This is a genomic window from Burkholderia sp. AU32262 (assembly GCF_020419985.1).
Taxonomy (GTDB): domain Bacteria; phylum Pseudomonadota; class Gammaproteobacteria; order Burkholderiales; family Burkholderiaceae; genus Burkholderia; species Burkholderia semiarida.
Genome location: NZ_JAIZRS010000012.1, coordinates 35,179 through 54,575, shown reverse-complemented (window position 1 = coordinate 54,575; position 19,397 = coordinate 35,179). Strand labels below are relative to the sequence as shown.

General features: G+C 69.3%; 16 protein-coding genes. 10 read left to right on the top strand and 6 right to left on the bottom strand.

Features of this window, described 5'->3' with window-relative positions; all coding sequences use genetic code 11:
* Positions 1-8: 8 nt before the first annotated feature.
* The 5 genes from LGN10_RS16200 to xylA all read right to left on the bottom strand — a co-directional run bounded on the left by LGN10_RS16200 (position 9) and on the right by xylA (position 6,774).
* Positions 9-1,208, bottom strand: coding sequence for a sugar ABC transporter permease (locus LGN10_RS16200; RefSeq protein WP_059637630.1), 1,200 nt, complete (start codon positions 1,206-1,208; stop codon positions 9-11).
* The gene (xylG, locus tag LGN10_RS16195; protein ID WP_226224247.1) at positions 1,205-2,764 is read right to left on the bottom strand and encodes a D-xylose ABC transporter ATP-binding protein; all 1,560 of its coding nucleotides are present in this window, start codon (positions 2,762-2,764) and stop codon (positions 1,205-1,207) included. The genes LGN10_RS16200 and xylG overlap by 4 nt, the downstream gene beginning before the upstream one ends.
* 66 nt (positions 2,765-2,830) lie before the next feature.
* Positions 2,831-3,859, bottom strand: coding sequence for a D-xylose ABC transporter substrate-binding protein (gene xylF, locus LGN10_RS16190; protein ID WP_059577750.1), 1,029 nt, complete (start codon positions 3,857-3,859; stop codon positions 2,831-2,833).
* A gap of 109 nt (positions 3,860-3,968) precedes the next feature.
* Positions 3,969-5,447 (bottom strand): xylulokinase, encoded by a 1,479-nt coding sequence (gene xylB / locus LGN10_RS16185; RefSeq protein WP_226224246.1) that lies wholly within the window; start codon positions 5,445-5,447, stop codon positions 3,969-3,971.
* Positions 5,448-5,451: 4 nt separating this feature from the next.
* Entirely contained in the window at positions 5,452-6,774 is a 1,323-nt protein-coding gene (gene xylA, locus LGN10_RS16180; protein WP_059578027.1) for a xylose isomerase, read from the bottom strand.
* A gap of 263 nt (positions 6,775-7,037) precedes the next feature.
* Between xylA and LGN10_RS16175 the strand changes: the two genes are divergently transcribed.
* The 8 genes from LGN10_RS16175 (at position 7,038) to LGN10_RS16140 (ending at position 15,084) form a co-directional block, all read left to right on the top strand.
* On the top strand, positions 7,038-8,231 hold the full coding sequence (locus LGN10_RS16175) for a XylR family transcriptional regulator (RefSeq protein ID WP_059577745.1): 1,194 nt from the start codon (positions 7,038-7,040) through the stop codon (positions 8,229-8,231).
* A 26-nt stretch (positions 8,232-8,257) separates the two neighbouring features.
* Positions 8,258-9,346 (top strand): aldose epimerase family protein, encoded by a 1,089-nt coding sequence (locus LGN10_RS16170; protein ID WP_059608811.1) that lies wholly within the window; start codon positions 8,258-8,260, stop codon positions 9,344-9,346.
* 175 nt (positions 9,347-9,521) lie between these two features.
* Positions 9,522-10,481 carry an AraC family transcriptional regulator gene (locus tag LGN10_RS16165; RefSeq protein ID WP_226224245.1) on the top strand — a complete coding sequence of 320 codons (960 nt, stop codon included), beginning with the start codon at positions 9,522-9,524 and terminating at the stop codon, positions 10,479-10,481.
* 126 nt (positions 10,482-10,607) lie between these two features.
* Positions 10,608-11,174: a carboxymuconolactone decarboxylase family protein gene (locus LGN10_RS16160; protein ID WP_059577736.1), complete on the top strand. Its 567-nt coding sequence runs from the start codon at positions 10,608-10,610 to the stop codon at positions 11,172-11,174.
* Positions 11,147-12,262: an acyl-CoA dehydrogenase family protein gene (locus LGN10_RS16155; RefSeq protein ID WP_059577734.1), complete on the top strand. Its 1,116-nt coding sequence runs from the start codon at positions 11,147-11,149 to the stop codon at positions 12,260-12,262. Before LGN10_RS16160 ends, LGN10_RS16155 begins: the two co-directional genes overlap by 28 nt.
* The gene (locus LGN10_RS16150; protein ID WP_226224244.1) at positions 12,259-13,053 is read left to right on the top strand and encodes an ABC transporter ATP-binding protein; all 795 of its coding nucleotides are present in this window, start codon (positions 12,259-12,261) and stop codon (positions 13,051-13,053) included. The genes LGN10_RS16155 and LGN10_RS16150 overlap by 4 nt, the downstream gene beginning before the upstream one ends.
* A 20-nt stretch (positions 13,054-13,073) precedes the next feature.
* Entirely contained in the window at positions 13,074-14,264 is a 1,191-nt protein-coding gene (locus tag LGN10_RS16145) for an ABC transporter substrate-binding protein (protein WP_124657491.1), read from the top strand.
* Positions 14,257-15,084, top strand: a complete 828-nt coding sequence (locus tag LGN10_RS16140) for an ABC transporter permease (RefSeq protein ID WP_124657492.1) — start codon at positions 14,257-14,259, stop codon at positions 15,082-15,084. Before LGN10_RS16145 ends, LGN10_RS16140 begins: the two co-directional genes overlap by 8 nt.
* 42 nt (positions 15,085-15,126) lie before the next feature.
* On the opposite strand, the gene LGN10_RS16135 is transcribed toward LGN10_RS16140, so the two are convergent.
* Entirely contained in the window at positions 15,127-16,365 is a 1,239-nt protein-coding gene (locus LGN10_RS16135) for an SfnB family sulfur acquisition oxidoreductase (RefSeq protein ID WP_226224242.1), read from the bottom strand.
* A 290-nt stretch (positions 16,366-16,655) separates the two neighbouring features.
* Here LGN10_RS16135 and LGN10_RS16130 point away from each other — a divergent pair, with 290 nt between their 5' ends.
* Together LGN10_RS16130 and LGN10_RS16125 are read left to right on the top strand one after the other, a co-directional pair.
* Positions 16,656-17,915 carry an acyl-CoA dehydrogenase family protein gene (locus LGN10_RS16130; RefSeq protein ID WP_226224240.1) on the top strand — a complete coding sequence of 420 codons (1,260 nt, stop codon included), beginning with the start codon at positions 16,656-16,658 and terminating at the stop codon, positions 17,913-17,915.
* Entirely contained in the window at positions 17,912-19,312 is a 1,401-nt protein-coding gene (locus tag LGN10_RS16125; protein WP_226224238.1) for an LLM class flavin-dependent oxidoreductase, read from the top strand. Before LGN10_RS16130 ends, LGN10_RS16125 begins: the two co-directional genes overlap by 4 nt.
* The last annotated feature ends 85 nt before the right edge of the window (positions 19,313-19,397 follow it).

Sequence of the window (19,397 nt, the reverse complement as noted above, 5' to 3'; positions counted from 1 at the left end):
CCGGCCCGTCACCGCCGGTTCGACCGCGACACCACGTCGATCCACACCGCCAGCACCAGCACCGCGCCCTTGACGATCATCTGCCAGTACGCGTCGACGTCGAGCATCGACATCCCGTTGTCGAGGCTCGCCATCACGAGCGCACCGATCAGCGCGCCGTACACCGTGCCCGATCCGCCGCGCATCGACGTGCCGCCGATGAAGCACGCGGCGATCGCGTCGAGCTCGCCCATCGTGCCGGCGGACGGCGACCCGGCCGCGAGCCGCGCCGTGTTCACGAGGCCGGCAAACGCGCACATCAGCCCCATCAGCGCGAAGATCGCGAGTTTCACGCGATCGGTATCCACGCCCGACAGCCGCGTGGCCTCCAGGTTCGAGCCCACCGCATAGATGCGCCGGCCGAATACCGTCTGCGTCGCGATCCACGAGAACACGCCGAGCAACGCGAGCAGCAGCAGCACCGGCACCGGAATGCCGCCGTAGCGGTCGAGCGTCGCGACGAAGGCGAACAGCACGGCGCCGGCGCCGACGATCTTCGCGACGTCCTGCCACAGCGGCGCGACCGCGAGCCGGTAGCGATGCCGCGTGCCGCGCTGCCGCACCACCAGCAGCGCCGCGAGCGCGAACAGCAGGACCGCGAGGCCGTCCCCCGCCACGCGCGGCAGATAGCCCTGCCCGATGAACACGAAGCCGTCCGACACCGGCGCGATCGTCGAGCCGCCCGTGACGCCGAGCAGGATGCCGCGGAACGCGAGCATCCCGCCGAGCCCGACGATGAACGACGGCACGCGCCGATAGGTCGACCACCAGCCGTTGAAGAGCCCGATCAGCACGCCGAGCGCGAGCACGGCCGGGACCGTCGCCGCCACCGGCCAGTGGCGGTTGACGTCGAGGATCGCGGCGACGCCGCCGAGCAGCCCGAGCAGCGAGCCGACCGACAGGTCGATCTCGCCCGCGATGATGACGAACACCATCCCGCACGCGAGCATGCCGGTGATCGACATCTGCCGCAGCAGGTTCGACAGGTTGCGCGGCGTGACGAACGCGCCGTCCGTCAGCACCGAGAAGAACGCCCAGATCGCGGCCACCGCGAACAGCAGCGCAAGGATTTTGTAGCGCACGAAGATGCGTCGCAGCGGATGGCCGCGCGCGACGCGCGTATCGGTGTCCGGCGACACGGGCCGGGAAGACGAAAGTTCGGTGTTCATGTCGTGCTCGCTGCAATGGGTTCGGCCGGACGCCGCGCGGGCGTCAGCGCGGCGCCGAGAATCTGTTCCTGCGTGAGGCCGTCGTTGACGAAATCGCCGCGCAGCTCGCCCTCGCCGATCACGAGCACGCGATCCGCGAGCCCGAGCACTTCCGGCAGCTCCGACGACACGACGATCAGCGCGACGCCGCGCTTCGCGAGCGCGAAGATCAGCCGGTAGATCTCCGCCTTCGCGCCGACGTCGACGCCGCGGGTCGGCTCGTCGAGAATCAATACCTGCGGGTCGGCCAGCAGCATCCTGGCCAGGACCGCCTTCTGCTGATTGCCGCCGGACAGGCTCGCGATCGGCAGGAACGGATGCGCGGCACGCACCGACAGCCGCTGCATCTCGGTGCGGATCGCGTCGAGTTCGGCGGCCGCGTCGATCCGGCCGCGCGCGGCGAACCGGCGCAGCACCGCCAGCGTGATGTTGTGGCCGACGCCGAGCTGCGGCACGATCCCGTGGCGCTTGCGGTCCTCCGGCACCATCGCGATACCCGCACGGATCGCATCGGCCGGCGAGCGGATCGCGAGCGGCCGGCCGTTCATCCGCACGCTCGCCGTGCAGTCGCCCGGATACGCACCGAAAATCGCCTGCATCAGCTCGGTGCGGCCCGCGCCGACCAGCCCGGCAACGCCGAGAATCTCGCCGCGCCGCACGCTGAACGACACGTCGTCGACACGCTTGCGGCGCGGATTCGTCACGTCGTGGCAGGTGACGTGATGCACGTCGAGCACGACGTCGCCGATCTCGTGCGGCTCGCGCGGATACAGGTCGCGGATCTCGCGGCCGACCATCATCGCGATGATCCGATCGGTGGTCAGCGCGCGCATCGGTTCGGTCGCGACGTGGCGGCCGTCGCGGATCACGGTCACGGTGTCGCACACCGCGTCGATCTCGTCGAGCTTGTGCGAGATGTAGACGCACGCGACGCCGCGCCGCTTCAGGTCCCGCACGATGTCGAGCAGGATGCGCGTTTCCGACGCGCTCAGCGACGACGACGGCTCGTCGAGGATCAGCAGCTTCGCGCGCTTGTTCAGCGCCTTCGCGATTTCGATCAGTTGCTGGTGGCCGCCGCCGTAGTTCATCACCGGCTGCGCGACGTTGATCGCATCGATCCGCAGCTCGCGCAGCAGCGCTTCCGAGCGTCGCACCATTTCCGCGTAGTGCATGCGCCCGCCCGGCAGCGTGATCTCGTTGCCGAGGAAGATGTTCTCGGCGACCGACAGCTCGGGCACGAGCATCAGCTCCTGATGGATGATCACGATGCCCGCGCGCTCGGTGTCGCGCACGCCGGACGCGACGAGCGGCGCGCCTTCCCAGCGGATCTCGCCGTCCCACGTGCCGTGCGGGTACACGCCCGACAGCACCTTCATCAGCGTCGACTTGCCGGCGCCGTTCTCGCCGCACAGCCCGACGCATTCGCCGGGGCGCACGCTCAGGTCGATGCCGTCGAGCGCCTTCACGCCGTCGAAGGCCTTGACGATGCCGCGCATCGTCAGCAAGGGTTCCGTCATTCGTTCATTGCCTCGCAGTAAACGCGGCCGCCGTCGCGGCGGCCGCGCGTCGCGTCCGTCGCCCGCTTACTGGCTCGCCAGCTGGGCCTGGGTATAGAAGCCGTCCTTCACGACGACGTCGACGTTGCGCTTGGTCAACAGCGTCGGCTGCAGCAGCACCGTATCGACCTTCTTCTTGCCGTTGTCGTATTGCGCATTGAACGCGGGCTTCGTCCCCTTCGCGAGATCGACGGCAAGCTTCGCGGCTTCGCTCGCGATCAGCTTCAGCGGCTTGTAGACGGTCATCGTCTGCGTGCCGGCGATCACGCGCTTGACCGCGGCCAGATCCGCATCCTGCCCGGACACCGGCACCTTGCCGGCCAGATGCTGCGCGGCGAGCGCCTGAATCGCGCCGCCGGCCGTGCCGTCGTTCGACGCGACGATCGCGTCGATCTTGTTGTTGTTCGCGGTCAGCGCGTCCTCGACGATCCGCAGCGCGGTCGACGCGCTCCACTCGGGCACCCACTGCTGACCGACGACCTTGATGTCGCCGCGGTCGATCGCCGGCTTCAGCACCTTCAGTTGCCCTTCGCGCAGCATCTTCGCGTTGTTGTCGGTCGGCGCGCCGCCCAGCAGGAAGTAGTTGCCCTTCGGCTTCGCGTCGAACACGCCCTGCGCCTGCAGCTCGCCGACCTTCTCGTTGTCGAACGAGATATACGCGTCGACGTCCGCGTCGAGAATCAGGCGGTCGTACGACACGACCTTGATGCCGGCCTTGCGCGCTTCGGCCACGACGTTGCCGAGCGTCTTCGAGTTGAACGGCACGATCACGATCACGTCGACGCCGCGCGAGATCAGGTTCTCGATCTGGGAAATCTGCCGCGCCTCGCTCGCATCGGCCGACTGCACCGACACCTTCGCGCCGAGCTTGGTTGCGGCTGCAACGAAATAGTCGCGATCGCGCGACCAGCGCTCGACGCGCAAGTCGTCGATGCAGAAGCCGATCTCGGGCTTGTCCTTGCTCGCGTGCGCGAGCGGCGTGCCCAACGCGAACACCGCCAGCGCGGCGGCGCCGGCCAGGGAATTCAGTACGGTACGACGCGTCACGGATTTCATGTCTCCACTCCTTGTTATGGAACCACCTCACGAATCGCGGGCGGCCGCCGGATTGCACCACCCGCATCGAGTCACTGCCGCGCGCGGGCCCGCGCCGGCGCACCGCCGGTCAGGCGCCCGTCGCGAATACCGGTTCGAGCGCACGGTACAGCGCGCGAAACGTCGGCCGCCGCACGTCGCGATACCACGCGTGCCGCCCGGGATCGGGCTCGCGCACCGCGACGACGCTCGGCTGCGGGCACACGTCGGCAAGCGCCGCATCCGGTTCGAGCGCGAGACGGGCGAGGCGCGCGGCGCCCAGCGCCGGCCCGATCTCGCCACCCGCGCGCAGCGTCAGCGCACGGCCGCTCAGGTCGGCGAGCATCTGCGTCCAGTACGCGCTGCGCGAGCCGCCGCCGATCACCGTGATGCTGTCGGGCGCGAGCCCGGCCGCATGCAGCGCGTCGATGCCGTCGAGCAGCGCGAAGCCCACGCCTTCGAGCGTCGCGTTCGCGAGATCCGCGCGCCGCGTGTCGGGCGTGAGCCCGTAGAACACGCCCTTCGCGTTCACGTCGTTGTGCGGCGTGCGCTCGCCGCTCAGGTACGGCAGGAACCACGGGCGGCTCTCGCGTGCGCTCGTCCGCGCATCGTCGAGCAGCGCCGCGACGCCGTCGTAACCGGCCAGTTGCGCGGTGAAGTCGACGCAGCCGGCCGCGTTCAGCATCACGGACATCAGGTGCCACGTATCGGGCAGCGCATGACAGAAGCTGTGCACCGCCGATTCGGGATTCGCGCGAAACCCGTCCGACACCGCGAAATACACGCCCGACGTGCCGAGCGACAGCAGCGCGTCGCCGGGCCGCACGATCCCGACGCCCACCGCGCCGGCCGCGTTGTCGCCGCCGCCGGCCACCACCGGAATCTCGCGCAGTCCGAGCGCGCGCGCGACGGCCGGCAGCAGCGTGCCGGTCACCGCGTTGCCCTCGAACACGGCCGGCATCTGCGTGCGCGACAGCCCGCACGCGGCGAGCAGCGTGTCGTCGTAGTCGCGCTTCGCGACGTCGAGCCACAGCGTGCCGGCGGCATCCGACGGATCGGTCGCGAACGCGCCGGTCAGCCGGTAGCGCAGATAATCCTTCGGCAGCAGCACGTAGGCGATGCGCGCGAACACGTCGGGTTCGTGCCGACGCACCCACAGCAGCTTGGGCGCCGTGAAGCCCGGCATCGCGACGTTGCCGGCCACCGTGCGCAGCGCGGGCGCGAGCCGTTCGAGCTCCTCGCACTCGGCGTCCGCCCGGCCGTCGTTCCACAAGATCGCGGGGCGCAGCACGTCGCCATGCGCATCGAGCAGCGTCGCGCCGTGCATCTGACCGGTCAACCCGAGTGCGTGGATGTCGCGCGGGTCGATGCCGGCCGCGCGTGCATCCGCCACGAGCGCGGCGAGCGCGCCGCATGCGGCGCCCCACCAGTCGCGCGGCGCCTGTTCGGACCAGCGCGGCTGCGGCCGGCTCACCGTCAGCGGGCGGTTCGCGCTCGCGCGCACCGCGCCGTCGCGGTCGAGCAGCACCGCCTTCACGCCGGACGTGCCGAGATCGAGTCCGATGTACATGGCGTCAGCGCAGCCCGTAGATCGCCTGGTTCACGATGTTCTCGAGCCGCTCCTGCGCGCCGCTCACGTGCCGCGGGTCGACGCCGCGCGCGAGCGCGTCGGCCGCGAGCGACTCCAGCGTATAGCCGCCCGACAGGATCTTGCGGCCGAACGCGTCGTCCCACTGCGCGTAGCGCTGCCGGCGCAGCGCGTCGAGCCGGTCGTTCTCGACCAGCACCGCCGCGCGTTCGAGCGCGAGCGCGAGCACGTCGATCGCGCCGACGTGACCGTAGAACAGGTCTTCCGGGTCGATGCTCTGGCGGCGCACCTTCGAGTCGAAGTTCATCCCGCCGGTCGTGAAGCCGCCGTGGCGCAGGATCTCGTAGAACGCGAGCGTCAGCTCCTCGACGCTGTTCGGGAACTGGTCGGTGTCCCAGCCGTTCTGCGGATCGCCGCGGTTCGCGTCGACGCTGCCGAACACGCCGAGCGCGAATGCGTTCGCGATCTCGTGATGGAACGAATGGCCCGCGAGCGTCGCGTGATTCGCCTCGATGTTCACGCGGATCTCGTTCTGCAATCCGTACTGCACGAGGAAGCCGTGCACGGTCGCGACGTCGTAGTCGTACTGGTGCTTGGTCGGCTCCTGCGGCTTCGGCTCGATCAGCAGCGCGCCCTTGAAGCCGATCCGGTGCTTGTGCTCGACGACCATCGACAAAAAGCGCGCGAACTGCTCGCGTTCGCGCTTCAGGTCGGTATTGAGCAGCGTCTCGTAGCCTTCGCGGCCGCCCCACAGCACGTAGTTTTCGCCGCCGAGCCGGTGGGTCGCGTCGAGCGCATGGCACACCTGGGTCGCGGCCCACGCGAACACGTCGGGGTTCGGGTTCGTCGCGGCGCCGGCCGCGAAGCGCGGGTGCGAGAACAGGTTCGCGGTGCCCCACAGCAGCCGCACGCCGCTCGCCTGCTGGCGCTCGCCGAGATAGTCGACCATGCGCGCGAAATTGGCCGCGTATTCGCGCAGGCTGTCGCCTTCCGGCGCGACGTCGGTGTCGTGGAACGTATAGAACGGCGTGCCGAGCTTCGTGAAGAACTCGAACGCCGCATCGGCCTTCTGCCGCGCGCGCTCGAGCGCGTCGCCCGGCTGCTGCCACGGCCGCTGGAACGCGGCCTGCCCGAAGATGTCGTGGCCCGGCCACACGAACGTGTGCCAGTAGCACACCGCGATCCGCAGATGCTCGGCGAGCGTCTTGCCCAGCACACGCCGCTCGGGGTCGTAATGGTGATAGGCGAGCGGGTTGTCCGACCGCGGGCCTTCGTAGCGAATCGCGGGAATGTGTTCGAAATACGACATGGCGTCTCCGTGCAGGTTCTTGTTGCGGCGCAACGTACATCGCGACGACGCACGCGGCCGAATTCGGTTGGCTGGATCGTGCCCCCGCGCCTGCCGTCCGGCAATTGCGAAATTGCGCAGCACGCTTGATGTTTCTTGCCAGCCGCTGCGTGCGGCGCGCGTTCCGTCCTACAATCGCCGTACACCAACCCGCGCGCCGCCGTCCCGGGCGCGCCCCGGAGACAATGGCACCGCGCCCGCAAGGCGCGCGCCCCGACACCGAGATGACACGCGCCCCTTCCGCCCAGACACCGCACCGCATCGCGCTGCTGTTCAACGCGAACAAGGTCTACGACCGCGAGATCATCAGCGGCATCGGCCAGTACCTGCACACGACGCGCGTCGTGTGGGACCTGTTCCTCGAAGACGATTTCCGCTGCCGGCTCACCGGCATCGAGCGTTTCGACGGCGACGGCATCATCGCCGACTTCGACGATCCGGCCGTCGCCGACGCGCTCGCCGGCTCGCCGCTGCCGATCGTCGCGATCGGCTCGTCGTACGAGGACCCGGCGCAATACCCGGACGATGTCCCATATATTGCGACGGACAACGCGAAGCTCGTGTCGCTCGCGTATACGCACCTGATCGGCGCGGGACTCGCGCACTTCGCGATGTACAGCCTGCCGGTCGCGCAGGAGAACCGCTGGGCGCAGCAGCGCGAGCTCGCGTTCGACCGGCTCGCGCGCGCGGACGGGCTCGACGCGCCGATCTATCGCGGGCTGTCGACGAGCGCGTCGGGCTGGAATCACGCGATCGAGCAACTGATCGGCTGGCTGCATGCGCTGCCGAAGCCCGTCGGCGTGATCGCGGTGACCGATGCACGCGCGCGGCATCTGTTGCAGGCCTGCCTGATCGCCGGCATCGCGGTGCCGGAACAGGTCGCGATCATCGGCATCGACAACGATCCGCTCACGCGCACGCTGACGCGCATTCCGCTGTCGTCGGTCATCCAGGGCACCGAGGAAATGGGCCGCACCGCCGCGCACCTGCTGCACCGGATGCTGCGCGGCGCGCGCTTTCCCGGGCAGCGCATTCTCGTGCCGCCGGTCGGCATCAACGTGCTCGAATCGACGCGCCACCAGCCGCTGGCGAGCCCGCACGTGATGCGCGCCCGGCATTTCATCCGCCAGTACGCGTGCCAGGGGATCAAGACCGAACAGGTCGCCGACTATGTCGGCGTGTCGCGCTCGCTGCTCGAGGAGCACTTCCGGCGCGAACTGCAGCGCACCGTGCACCAGGAGATCCTGCGCCACAAGCTCGAAGCCGCGCAGGCGCTGCTTGCCGGCCGGCAGGCGTCGAGCGCCGAAGTCGCGATCCGTTGCGGTTTCACGTCGCTGCAATACATGTACGCGGTGTTCCGGCGGGAACTCGGCTGCACGCCGCGCGAATATCAGGAACGCGCGGCCGCCACGAACTGACGCCGCCGCCCACCCGACCTCCACTCATGCATATCGATACCGATTCCTCATACCTGACGCCCGGCGTCGCACGCGTGCACGCCGAGCCGTGGGGCACGTTGCCCGACGGCGAGCCGGTGCGGCGCTATACGCTGCGCAATGCGCACGGAATGCGCGTCGTCGTCAGCGATCTCGGCGCGACCGTCGTGTCGTGGCTCGCGCCCGACCGCACGGGGCGCTTGGCCGATATCGTGCTCGCGCACGACACGCCGGCCGAATACCTCGCATCCGGCGCCTATCTCGGCGCGACGGTCGGCCGCTGGGCGAACCGGATCGCCGGCGCGCGCTTCACGCTCGACGGCGTCGACTACCTGCTCGACCGCAACGAGAACGGCAACCTGCTGCACGGCGGCGCGAACGGCTTTCATCGCGCGCGGTGGGACGTGCTCGACGATGGCGGCGGGCTCACGCTGCGGCTCGATTCGCCGGAAGGCGACGCGGGATTCCCCGGCAACGTGAGCGTGCAGGTGCGCTACACGCTCGACGACGACGGCACGCTGACGATCGACTACACGGGGTGGACCGACGCGCCGACGCCGCTGAACCTGACGAATCACAGCTACTTCAACCTGAACGGGCGCGCGGGCAGCGACGTGCGCGGCCATCTGCTGCACATCGACGCCGACGCGTTCCTCGAAGTGGACGACGCGCTGATCCCGACCGGCACGGCCGACGTGACGGGCACGGCGTTCGATTTCCGGCAAAGCGCGCCGCTCGGCGCGCGCCTCGACTGGCCGCATGCGCAACTGGCGCGGGCGCGCGGCTTCGATCACTGCTACGTCGTCGGCAACGGCGCGCGCGAAGTCCGGCCCGTCGCGCGAATCTACGATCCGGAAAGCGGCCGCGAGCTGACCGTATCGACCGATCAGCGCGGCCTGCAGCTCTATACGGGCAATTATCTCGACGGCCTGCGCGTGAGCGGCGGCACGCCGTGCGTGCGGCACGCGGCGCTGTGCGTCGAGGCGGGCGGCTTCCCGAATCAAGTCAACATGGACGGCCTGCGCGACGACGTGATCGTTCATCCGGGCGACGTGTATCGACAGACCACGCGGTATCGGGTGGGGGTGCATGCATAGCGGGCGGGCTGCATCGCCGGCGCCCGGGTAGCGCCGTGCGAATTCCGGCCGATCGCGATGCCGCGCCGCTTCCCGTGACATTGCGACGGCAGGAAAATGCTTTCTACGATTCGTTGGTTTGAGCGGCGCGGCGCAGCCCGTAGCATGGGCGCGTCACCCATCCTCCAGCATCGGAATGTCCGCGCAAACAGACAAGGTCGTCCATTGGCTGCTGTCCAGCCTGGAGCCGAAAAGCCAGCTTTTCCACGTCGGCCAGTATTGCGGCGACTGGCAGGCGTCCACCGCCGGCCGTGCGAAGGCGAGCTTCCACATCCTCCTGCATGGATCGGCATGGCTTCACTTCGCCGACGGGCGGGACAGCATTCCGGTTGCCGCCGGTGAAGCCGTCTTTCTGTTGCGCGACGTGCCGCACGGGCTGTCGCCGAGCCCGGTCAATCCGCAGACCTGCGCGGTCGCGGGCAGCCACCCGCTCGAGCGACGCGGGTCCATGCAGCCGCTCGACGCGTCGGTCGACGGCAGCGTCGGCCTTGCCTGCGGTTTCATCGAATTCCACTCCACCGTGTCGCGCGCGATCGTGTCGCTCTTCCCCGAGTACCTGATCGTGCGGCGCGGCGACGACGCCTATCGCGGCATCCACGGGCTGTTCGAGCTGATTCGCGCCGAAGGCCGTCACGGCGTCGACGCGCCGTCCCCGCTGATCGACAAGCTGGTCGAACTGCTGCTGTTCTATGCGGTACGGGACGCCGCCGGGCACGATACCGTCGCCAGCGGGCTCGCGTCGCTGATGCAGCGGACCGGCTTCGGCACGCTCGTCGCCGCGATCATCGACGCGCCCGCCGACGCGTGGACCACCGACTCGATGGCCGCGTTCGCGAACATGTCCCGCACCGCGTTCTGCAAGCACTTCAGCGAAGCGTCCGGCCATCCGCCGATGCAGTTCGTCACGCTGGTGCGGATGCGGCTCGCGGCGGACCTGCTGGAACAGGGCCTGCCGATTTCGCGTGCGGGCGAACTCGTCGGCTATCAGTCGGAGTCGGCCTTTGCGCATGCGTTCAAGCGCACGATGGGCATGCAGCCCGGCGCGTGGCGGCGCGGGCGCGACGACGCGTCGCAATCGGCGGCGCGCCTGCACTAGCCGACGGGCCGGCGCGCCGTCGAAACGCACGACGCGGGACGAACGCACAGGAATCGCGGATGTTCGCGCATTGTCCGGCGGGGGCGCCGCCTCGACAATGATCGCACTGCCCCTCCGGAGAATCCTGTGAGCCGCCTGCCCTTGCCTACCGTCGAAACCGCGCCCGCACCCAGCCAGCCTTTCCTGGAAAAGTCGCAGCGCGCGAACGGTTTCCTGCCGAACCTCGTGCGCTCGCTCGCGAATGCGCCGGTCGCGCTCGAAACCTATCTGACCGTCGCGGAGATCAACAGCCGCGCGGGCCTCACGTTCGCCGAGCGCGAAGCCGTGCAGATCACCGCGGCCGCCGTCCACGGCTGTGCGTTCTGCGTGGCCGGACACACCGCCGCCGCGCTGAAGAAAGCCCATGTCGATCGCGCCGACGTCGACGCACTGCGCGACGGCGAGCCGGTTGCCGATCCGCGGCTCGACGCGGTCGCGGCCTTCACGCGCGCCGTGATCGCGACGCGCGGCGGCGTGACCGACGACGCGCTCGACGCATTCCTGGCCGCCGGCTTCACCGAAGCGAACGCGCTCGAAGTGGTGCTGGGCGTGAGCCTCGCGACGCTGTGCAACTTCGCGAACAACCTGGCGCGCAACGAACTCAACCCCGAACTGGCCGCATACCGATGGGAACCCCGGACACAGGCCGCCTGACGGCGCCCGCACTCGACGCGTCGCTCGCCGACTGGCTCGACGCGAACGCCACGCAGCTCGACACGAGCGCCGCGCTGAAAGCGGACGTCGTGCCGCGTCTCGCGGCGGCCGGCCTGTTCCGGACCGGCGTGCCGGCGAGCCTCGGCGGCGCGGGCGGGACGACCACGGACGCCATCGCGGGCATCGCGGCGGTGGCCGAACGTTCGCTGACCGCGGCCTTCGTGCTGTGGGGCCAGCGCAGCTTCATCGAATACCTGCTGCAAAGCCCGAACGCCGCGCTGCGCGAGCGCTGGCTGCCGGCGCTGCTCGACGGCCGTTGCGCGGGCGCGAGCGGCCTGTCGAACGCGATGAAGTATCTGTCCGGCATCGAGTCGCTTCAGATCGACGCGACGCCGCACGCGGAAAGCGCCGACGACTGGCGGCTGACGGGCAGGATGGCGTGGGTGACGAACCTGCGCACGGAACGGTTCGTCGTGGCGGCCGCGGTTGCGTTCGGCGACGGCAGGCCGTCCGCGATCGTCGCGATTCCCGATGACGCGCCCGGCCTGACACGCAGCACGGATCTCGACCTGATCGCGCTGCGCGGCAGCAACACCGCCGCGCTGCATCTCGACGACGTGCCGAGCGACACCGCGTGGCTGATCCATCCAGATGCGCAAACGTTCCTGCCGGCGGTGCGACCGGCCTTCCTCGGCTTGCAGTGCGGGCTGTCGATCGGGCTCGCGCGGCGCGCGCTGGCCGAAGCGCGACGCGCGGCCGAGACGACGCGCGGCATTCTCGGCCCCGAAGTCGAATCCTGCGCGGCCGGACTGGCCGCCGCATGCGCGCAACTGTCGTCCGGCATCGCCGACGGCAGCCTGCGCCTGCATCCCAACCGTCTGTTCGAGCTGCGCATCGCGCTCGCGACGCACGTGGCCACCGCCGTGAACCTCGAACTCGAAGCAAGCGGCGGCCGCGGCTATCTGCGCGATGCGGGGCTCGGCTTCGAGCGACGCTGGCGCGAAGCGGCGTTCATTCCGATCGTCACGCCGAGCGTGGTGCAGCTGAAGGCGCAACTCGCCGCGCAGACGCGGAGCATCGCCGCATGACGGCCCCCCTGCTGGACGCGCGCCATCTGACGCTCGGCTACGACGGCGAGCGGCGCAATACCGTCCTTGCCGATGTCTCGCTGTCGGTCGATCGCGGCGAAATCGTCGCGCTGATCGGCCCGAGCGGGACCGGCAAGTCGAGCCTCCTGCGCGCACTGGCCGGGCTGGAGCGGCCGCAATCCGGCACCGTGTCGATCGACGGTACGACGCTGCAGGGCCCGCACCCGAGGATCGCGATCGCGTTTCAGGACCCGTGCCTGCTGCCGTGGCTGTCGACCGAAAAGAACGTCGCGTTCGGCCTCGCCTTCGCGCATCAGGCTCGGCTCACGCGCGATCAGCAACGCGAGCGCGTCCGCGCGGCGCTGCGCGCGGTCGGGCTCGAAGCCGCCGCGGCGCTGCGCCCGGCCCAGCTCTCGGGCGGGATGGCGCAGCGCGCGGCGCTGGCGCGTGCACTCGCGCGTCAGCCGCACGCGCTGCTGCTCGACGAGCCGTTCTCGGCGCTCGACGAAGTCACGCGCGCCGCGATGCAGCAGTTGCTGGTGAACATCGTGTCGACGACACGCTGCGCGACGGTGCTCGTGACCCACGACATCGACGAAGCGCTGCTCGTGGCCGATCGCATCGTGCTGCTCGGCACGCAAGGGCGCTTCATCGACGCGTGGCGGGTCGATTTACCGCATCCGCGCGACGCGTTCGTCAGCGAACTCGGCACGATGCGCATCGACATCCTGAAGGCGTTGCAGGCCGGCATGAAGCGCCCGCACGCGTCCGAACTTCATTCCCTGAACTGACTGACCTGACCCGCCTATCCATGTGCCAGATTCCGATGTCGCGCCGCGAATGGCTGAAGCTCGCGGCCCTGTTCACCGCGACGGGCGCCGCCCCGTTGCTCTCGATGGCGAACGCGCACGCCGCGGCCGAGCCGGATGCGCCGGTCCGGATCGGCTATCTGCCGATCACCGACGCGGCCCCGTTGCTGGTGGCCCACAACAACGGCTATTTCGCGTCCGAAGGCCTGACCGTCGAGCAACCGAAGCTGCTGCGCAGCTGGGCGCAGCTCGTCGAGGCATTCCTGTCGGGCCAGGTCAACGTCGTGCACCTGCTGTCGCCGATGACGCTTTGGGCGCGCTACGGCAGCCGCGCACCGGCGAAGGTGGTCGCCTGGAACCACGTGAACGGCTCCGGGCTCACGGTCGCGCCCGACATCGATTCGCTGCGCGATCTCGGCGGCAAGACCGTCGCGATTCCGTTCTGGTACTCGATTCACAACGTCGTGCTGCAGGACCTGCTGCGTCAGCAAGGGCTCGTGCCCGTGCTCAAGCGGCGCGGCACGCCCGCGGCGAACGAGGTCAACCTCGTCGTGATGGCGCCGTCGGACATGCTGCCCGCGCTCGCCGCGCGCCAGATCGCCGGGTATATCGTCGCGGAGCCGTTCAACGCGACCGCGGAACTGATGAAGATCGGCAAGATCCTGCGCTTCACCGGCGATGTCTGGAAGAACCATGCATGCTGCGTCGTGTTCATGCACGAGCACGATCTGACGCAGCGCCCCGCGTGGTCGCAAAAGGTCGTCAACGCGATCGTGAAGGCGCAGCTGTGGGCGCGCACGCATCCGCAGGAAACCGCGCAGTTGCTGTCGAAGGACGGCACGCACCGCTATTCGCCGCATACGCTCGCGTCGCTCGACCGCGTGCTGGTGCCGTCGTCGTCGCTGGCCGACACCTATCGCGCGAGCGGCGCGATCCGCCATGCCGACTGGCACGCAAAGCGGATCGACTTCCAGCCGTATCCGTTCCCGAGCTATACCGAGGCGCTGGTTCAACGGCTGAAACGCACGGTGGTCGACGGCGACGGCGCCTTCCTCGCGTCGCTGGACCCGGCATTCGCGGCCCGCGATCTCGTCGACGACCGGTTCGTGCGCAAGAGCATCGACGCGGTCGGCGGGCTGAGCGCGTTCGGTCAATCGGGTGCGTTCCAGCGCGAGGAGACCATCGTTGTCTGATGCGCTCGCCTCCCGCCGTTCGTCCGCACCCGACACGCGCCGGGCCGGCGGCTCCCGCTACCCGGCACGCGCGGCCGCGCGATGGCTCGGCGTGGCCGGGCTCGTCGCGACGATCGTCGTCTGGTGGGCCGCGATCCATGCGTTGACCGAGCCCGGCTCGCTCGGCCGGCAGTTCGCGCCGGACAGCGCGCTCGCCAGCCTGCGGTCGCTGTGCGCGGACGATCATCTGCTCGAACACGCGCTCGTCAGCCTCCGACGCATCGGCGTCGGGCTCGGCGCGGCGCTGCTGGCCGGCGTCCCGCTCGGGCTGTTGCTCGGCCGCGTGCGATGGGTCGAGCGGATGCTGTCGCCGACGTTCCAGTTTCTGCGCATGGTGTCGCCGCTGTCGTGGATGCCGCTCGCGGTCATGTCGTTCGGCATCGGCGATCGCGCGATCTACTTCCTGCTCGGGTTCGCCGCGTTGTGGCCGGTGCTGATGAGCACGGCGGCCGGCGTCGCGCAGATCGACCGGCGCTGGCTGCAGCTCGGCGCAAGCCTCGCGGCCACCCGCCGCGAGCTGCTGGTGCATATCGTGCTGCCCGCCATCGCGGGGCCGCTGCTCAACGGCATCCGGCTCGCGATCGGCATCCTGTGGATCGTGCTGGTGCCGGCCGAGATGCTCGGCGTCAACGCGGGCCTCGGCTACCTGATCCTCGACACGCGCGACCGGCTCGCGTATGCGGAACTGACCGCGGTGATCGTCGTGATCGGCGCACTGGGCTTCACGCTCGACGGCATCGCGCGGGGGTTGACCCACGCGCTGCTGGCGTCCGACCGCTAACGCGATGCGCGGCGGCCGGACGAGCCGCTTGCCGCCCGCGTGTCAATTCCACGCATGGCGCGCCGGGCGTGCGCCGTTCAGATAGTAGTTGCCGACGAGGTGATACTTCCAGCGCACCGGATCGTGCAGCGTGTGCGTGCGCGCGTTGCGCCAATGGCGGTCGAGGTTGTGCTCGGCGAGCGTCGATTGCGTGCCGGCCAGCTCGAACAGCTTCTCGCCCGCGAGCAGCGCGACCTCGGTCGTCAGCACCTTCGCTTCGCCCACCGCCACCGACGCCCGCGCGACGTCGTCCTCGGTCACGTCGCCCTTTGCCGTGATCTCGTCGAGCGTGCGCGCCGCGCGTTCGAGCAACGCGTCGGCCGCATGCAGCTGGATGTGCAGCCGGCCGATTTCGCGAATCGTCAGCGGGTCGTCCGCGGCCCGCTCGACGCCGCTGTCGACCCACGGCCGCGCGCGGGTCCGGACAAACGCGAGCGTATCGTCGATGGCCGCCTTCGCGATACCCGCGTCGATCGCCGCCTGGATGATCTGCGACAGCGGTCCGTTGAGCGTGGGCACGTCCGACACGCGCTGCGCAGGCAGCACGTGCGACGCCGGCACGCGCACCGCGTCGAGCACGACCGTGCCGCTCGCGGTCGTGCGCTGGCCGAAGCCCGACCAGTCGTCGATCACGGTCAACCCGGGCGTCGGCTGCGGCACGTACGCAAGCCATGCCTGCCGCGCGTCGTCGAGCCCGAGCACCGGCACGTAGTGCGCGAACAGCGCCCCGGTCGAGTAGAACTTGGTGCCGTCGACGACATAGTCGTCGCCGTCGCGGCGCACGCGCGTCTTCAGGTCGAGCACGTGCTTCGTGCCCTTCTCCGAGAAGCCGTTGCCGAACCGCTTGCCGCTCAGCACTTCGGCGAAGAAATGACGCTTCTGCGCGTCGCTGCCGACGAGCGTGATCACGTCGACGAGCCCGAAGTGATTCTGCGGAAGCTGCCCGAGCGACGCATCGGCCGCGGCGACGATCTTGATCACCTCGGTGAGCGTCACATGCGATACGCCCGCGCCGCCGTATGCCTTCGGCACCGTGATCGCCCACAGCCCCGACTGCGAGAACCATTCGATTTCCTCGCGCGGCAGGCGGCGTTCGCGGTCGCGTTCGGCGGCCCCTTGCGCCAGGCGTTGCGCCAGCGCATGCGCGACCTCGATCGCCTCCGCATCGTCGGCGATCACGCGGGCCGCCTGCGGTCGTGCATCGGACGGCCGTTCCTGAATCGTCGCGCTCGTGTCTGACATCGGGCTCTCCTGTCAAATGGTGAAAGCGTTCAATCTAGCAGCGCCGCGCGGGCCGGAAAACCGAGCGATTCTCGAAACGATATTCCTTTGGATAACAAACGATGCGCGAATGGCGAAGGCGATTGCGCGTTTTGACGTCGCAATCGATGCCGGAACGTCGATACGCGCCGCGCGGCGACAGTAATACGCAGCGACGATAACGATCCGAGAATCCGTTATTGGAACGCCCGCGTCGCGCTTCCTATACTGGGCTCCCGGCGCAAACGGCCACGCCCTTCGAGGAAATCCGCATGACTTCATCGCACGCAGTTCCCGACCTTTCCACCGGTACCGATTACGATGCGCTCGCGAGCCGGTTCCGGCCGATCTTCGAGCGCATTGCCGCCGGCACCGCCGAGCGCGATCGCCGCCGCGAATTGCCGCACGAGGCGATCGGCTGGCTCAAATCGGCCGGCTTCGGCGCGATACGTTTGCCTGTGAGCGCCGGCGGCGCCGGCGCATCGCTGCCGCAGTTGTTCCGGCTGCTGACCGAGCTCGCCGCCGCCGATTCCAATTTGCCGCAGGCATTGCGCGGGCACTTCGCGTTCGTCGAGGACTGGCTCAATGCACCGGCCGGGCCGCAGCGCACGACCTGGTTCGACCGCTTCGCGAGCGGCCAGCTCGTCGGCAATGCGTGGTCGGAAGCCGGCGACGTGCCGCTCGGCCAGACCGTCACGAAGGTGTCGGAGCACAACGGCCGGCTCGTGCTGAACGGCCGGAAGTTCTACAGCACCGGCAGCCTGTTCGCCGACTGGATCGACGTGTTCGCGCAGCGCGCGCACGACGGCAGCGACGTGATCGTCGCCGTCGCGACCGCGCAACCGGGCGTGATCCGCGAAGACGACTGGGACGGCTTCGGCCAGACCACCACCGGCAGCGGCACGACGCGTTTCGAGAACGCGGCGGTTGACGCGGACAACGTGATCGATTTCGCGCGCCGCTTCAAGTACCAGACCGCGTTCTACCAGTTGTTCCACGTCGCGACGCTGGCCGGTATCGGCCACGCGATCGTGCGCGATGCGGGCGAGCTCGTGCGCAACCGCACGCGCGTGTACAGCCACGGCAATGCGCAGCGGGCCGGCGACGATGCACAGCTGCAGCAGGTGATCGGCGAGATCGCGTCATGGGCGTACGCGGCCGACGCGCTCGCGCTGCGCGCCGCGCAGCCGCTTCAGCAAGCCTATGAAGCGCGCTTCGGCGGCGATGAAGCGGCCGAGCAGGCCGCGAACGTCGCGGCCGAAATCGAATCCGCGCAGAGCCAGCTCGTCGTGTCCGAACTCGTGCTGCGCGCGGCGACGCGCCTGTTCGACGCGCTCGGCGCATCCGCGACCCGCAGCACGACCGCGCTCGATCGCCACTGGCGCAACGCACGCACGGTGTCGTCGCACAATCCGCTCGTGTACAAGGCGCGCATCGTCGGCGACTGGATCATCAACGGCCGCACGCCGCCGTTCGTGTGGCGCGTGGGTAACAGTGCGGGCGGCGGTGCGGAAACCGGAGCCGCGCGATGAGCAAGACCATCCGCTTCAACGCGTTCGAGATGAACTGCGTCGGTCACCAGTCGCCCGGCCTGTGGGCGCATCCGCGCGACCGCTCGTGGCAGTACAAGGATCTCGACTACTGGACCGACCTTGCGCGCGTGCTCGAACGCGGGATCTTCGATGCGATCTTCATCGCGGACGTGATCGGCTACTACGACGTGTACAAGGGCAGCAACTATCACGCGCTGCACCAGGCCGCGCAGATCCCGGTCAACGATCCGCTGCAACTGGCCGCGCCGATCGCGATGGCGACCGAGCATCTCGGCATCGGCATCACCGCGTCGACGACGTTCGAGCACCCGTACACGTTCGCGCGCCGGCTGTCGACCGCGGACCATCACACGAAGGGCCGGCTCGCGTGGAACATCGTCACGTCGTATCTGGAGAGCGGCGCGAAGAACGTCGGCGATCACGGGCTGCGCACGCACGACGACCGCTATGCGGTCGCGGCCGAGTACGTCGAGGTGCTGTACAAGCTGTTCGAGGGCAGTTGGGAAGACGGCGCGGTGGTGCGCGACCGCGACGGCCGCGTGTTCACGCATCCGGAGAAAGTGCACGAGATCGGCCACAAGGGCCGCTTCTTCGATGTGCCCGGCTATCACCTGTGCGAGCCGTCGCCGCAACGCACGCCGGTGCTGTTCCAGGCCGGCGCGTCGGGCCCCGGCAAGGCGTTCGCCGCGCGGCACGCCGAATGCGTGTTCGTCGCCGCGCCGACCCGCGACCAGCTCGCGCGCTACGTGGCCGACGTGCGCGCGAAGGCTGCGGCCGCCGGGCGCGACCCGGCGAAGGTGCTGATCTACAACCTCGTGACGGTGATCGTCGACGAGACCGACGAGAAGGCGCAGGCCAAGTTCGACGAGTATCGGCGCTATGTGTCGTACGACGGCTCGCTGGTGTTCATGTCCGGCTGGACCGGCATCGACTTCGGCCAGTACGCGCCGACCGATCCCGTCCGGCGCGTCGACACGAACGCGATCGTGTCGGCGGTCGAGCACCTGTCGGGCAGCGACACCGCGTGGACGATCGAGGCGCTGGCCGCCTGGGGCGGCATCGGCGGCATGGGCCCGGTGTTCGTCGGGTCGGCGGCGACCGTCGCGGACATCCTGCAGGAATGGGTGGCGGCGACCGACGTGGACGGCTTCAATCTCGCGTATGCGGTCGCGCATGAAACCTTCGAGGATGTCGTGCGCCATCTCGTGCCGGAGTTGCAGCGGCGCGGCGTGTATCCGACCGCATATGCGCCCGGAACGCTGCGCGAAAAACTGTTCGGCGGCACGGCGCGGTTGCCCGACGAGCATCCGGCCGCGCGGTTTCGCGATATCGAGCAGGTCAAGCGCGCGGCCGAGCGGGAAACGGTCGGCGCTTAACGGCACGTCCAGCAACGTCGAAGCCGGGCTGTCCGCATTCGCGCGGCGACCGGCTTCAGCTTCAGCACAAACGGCTTCGTGCAGT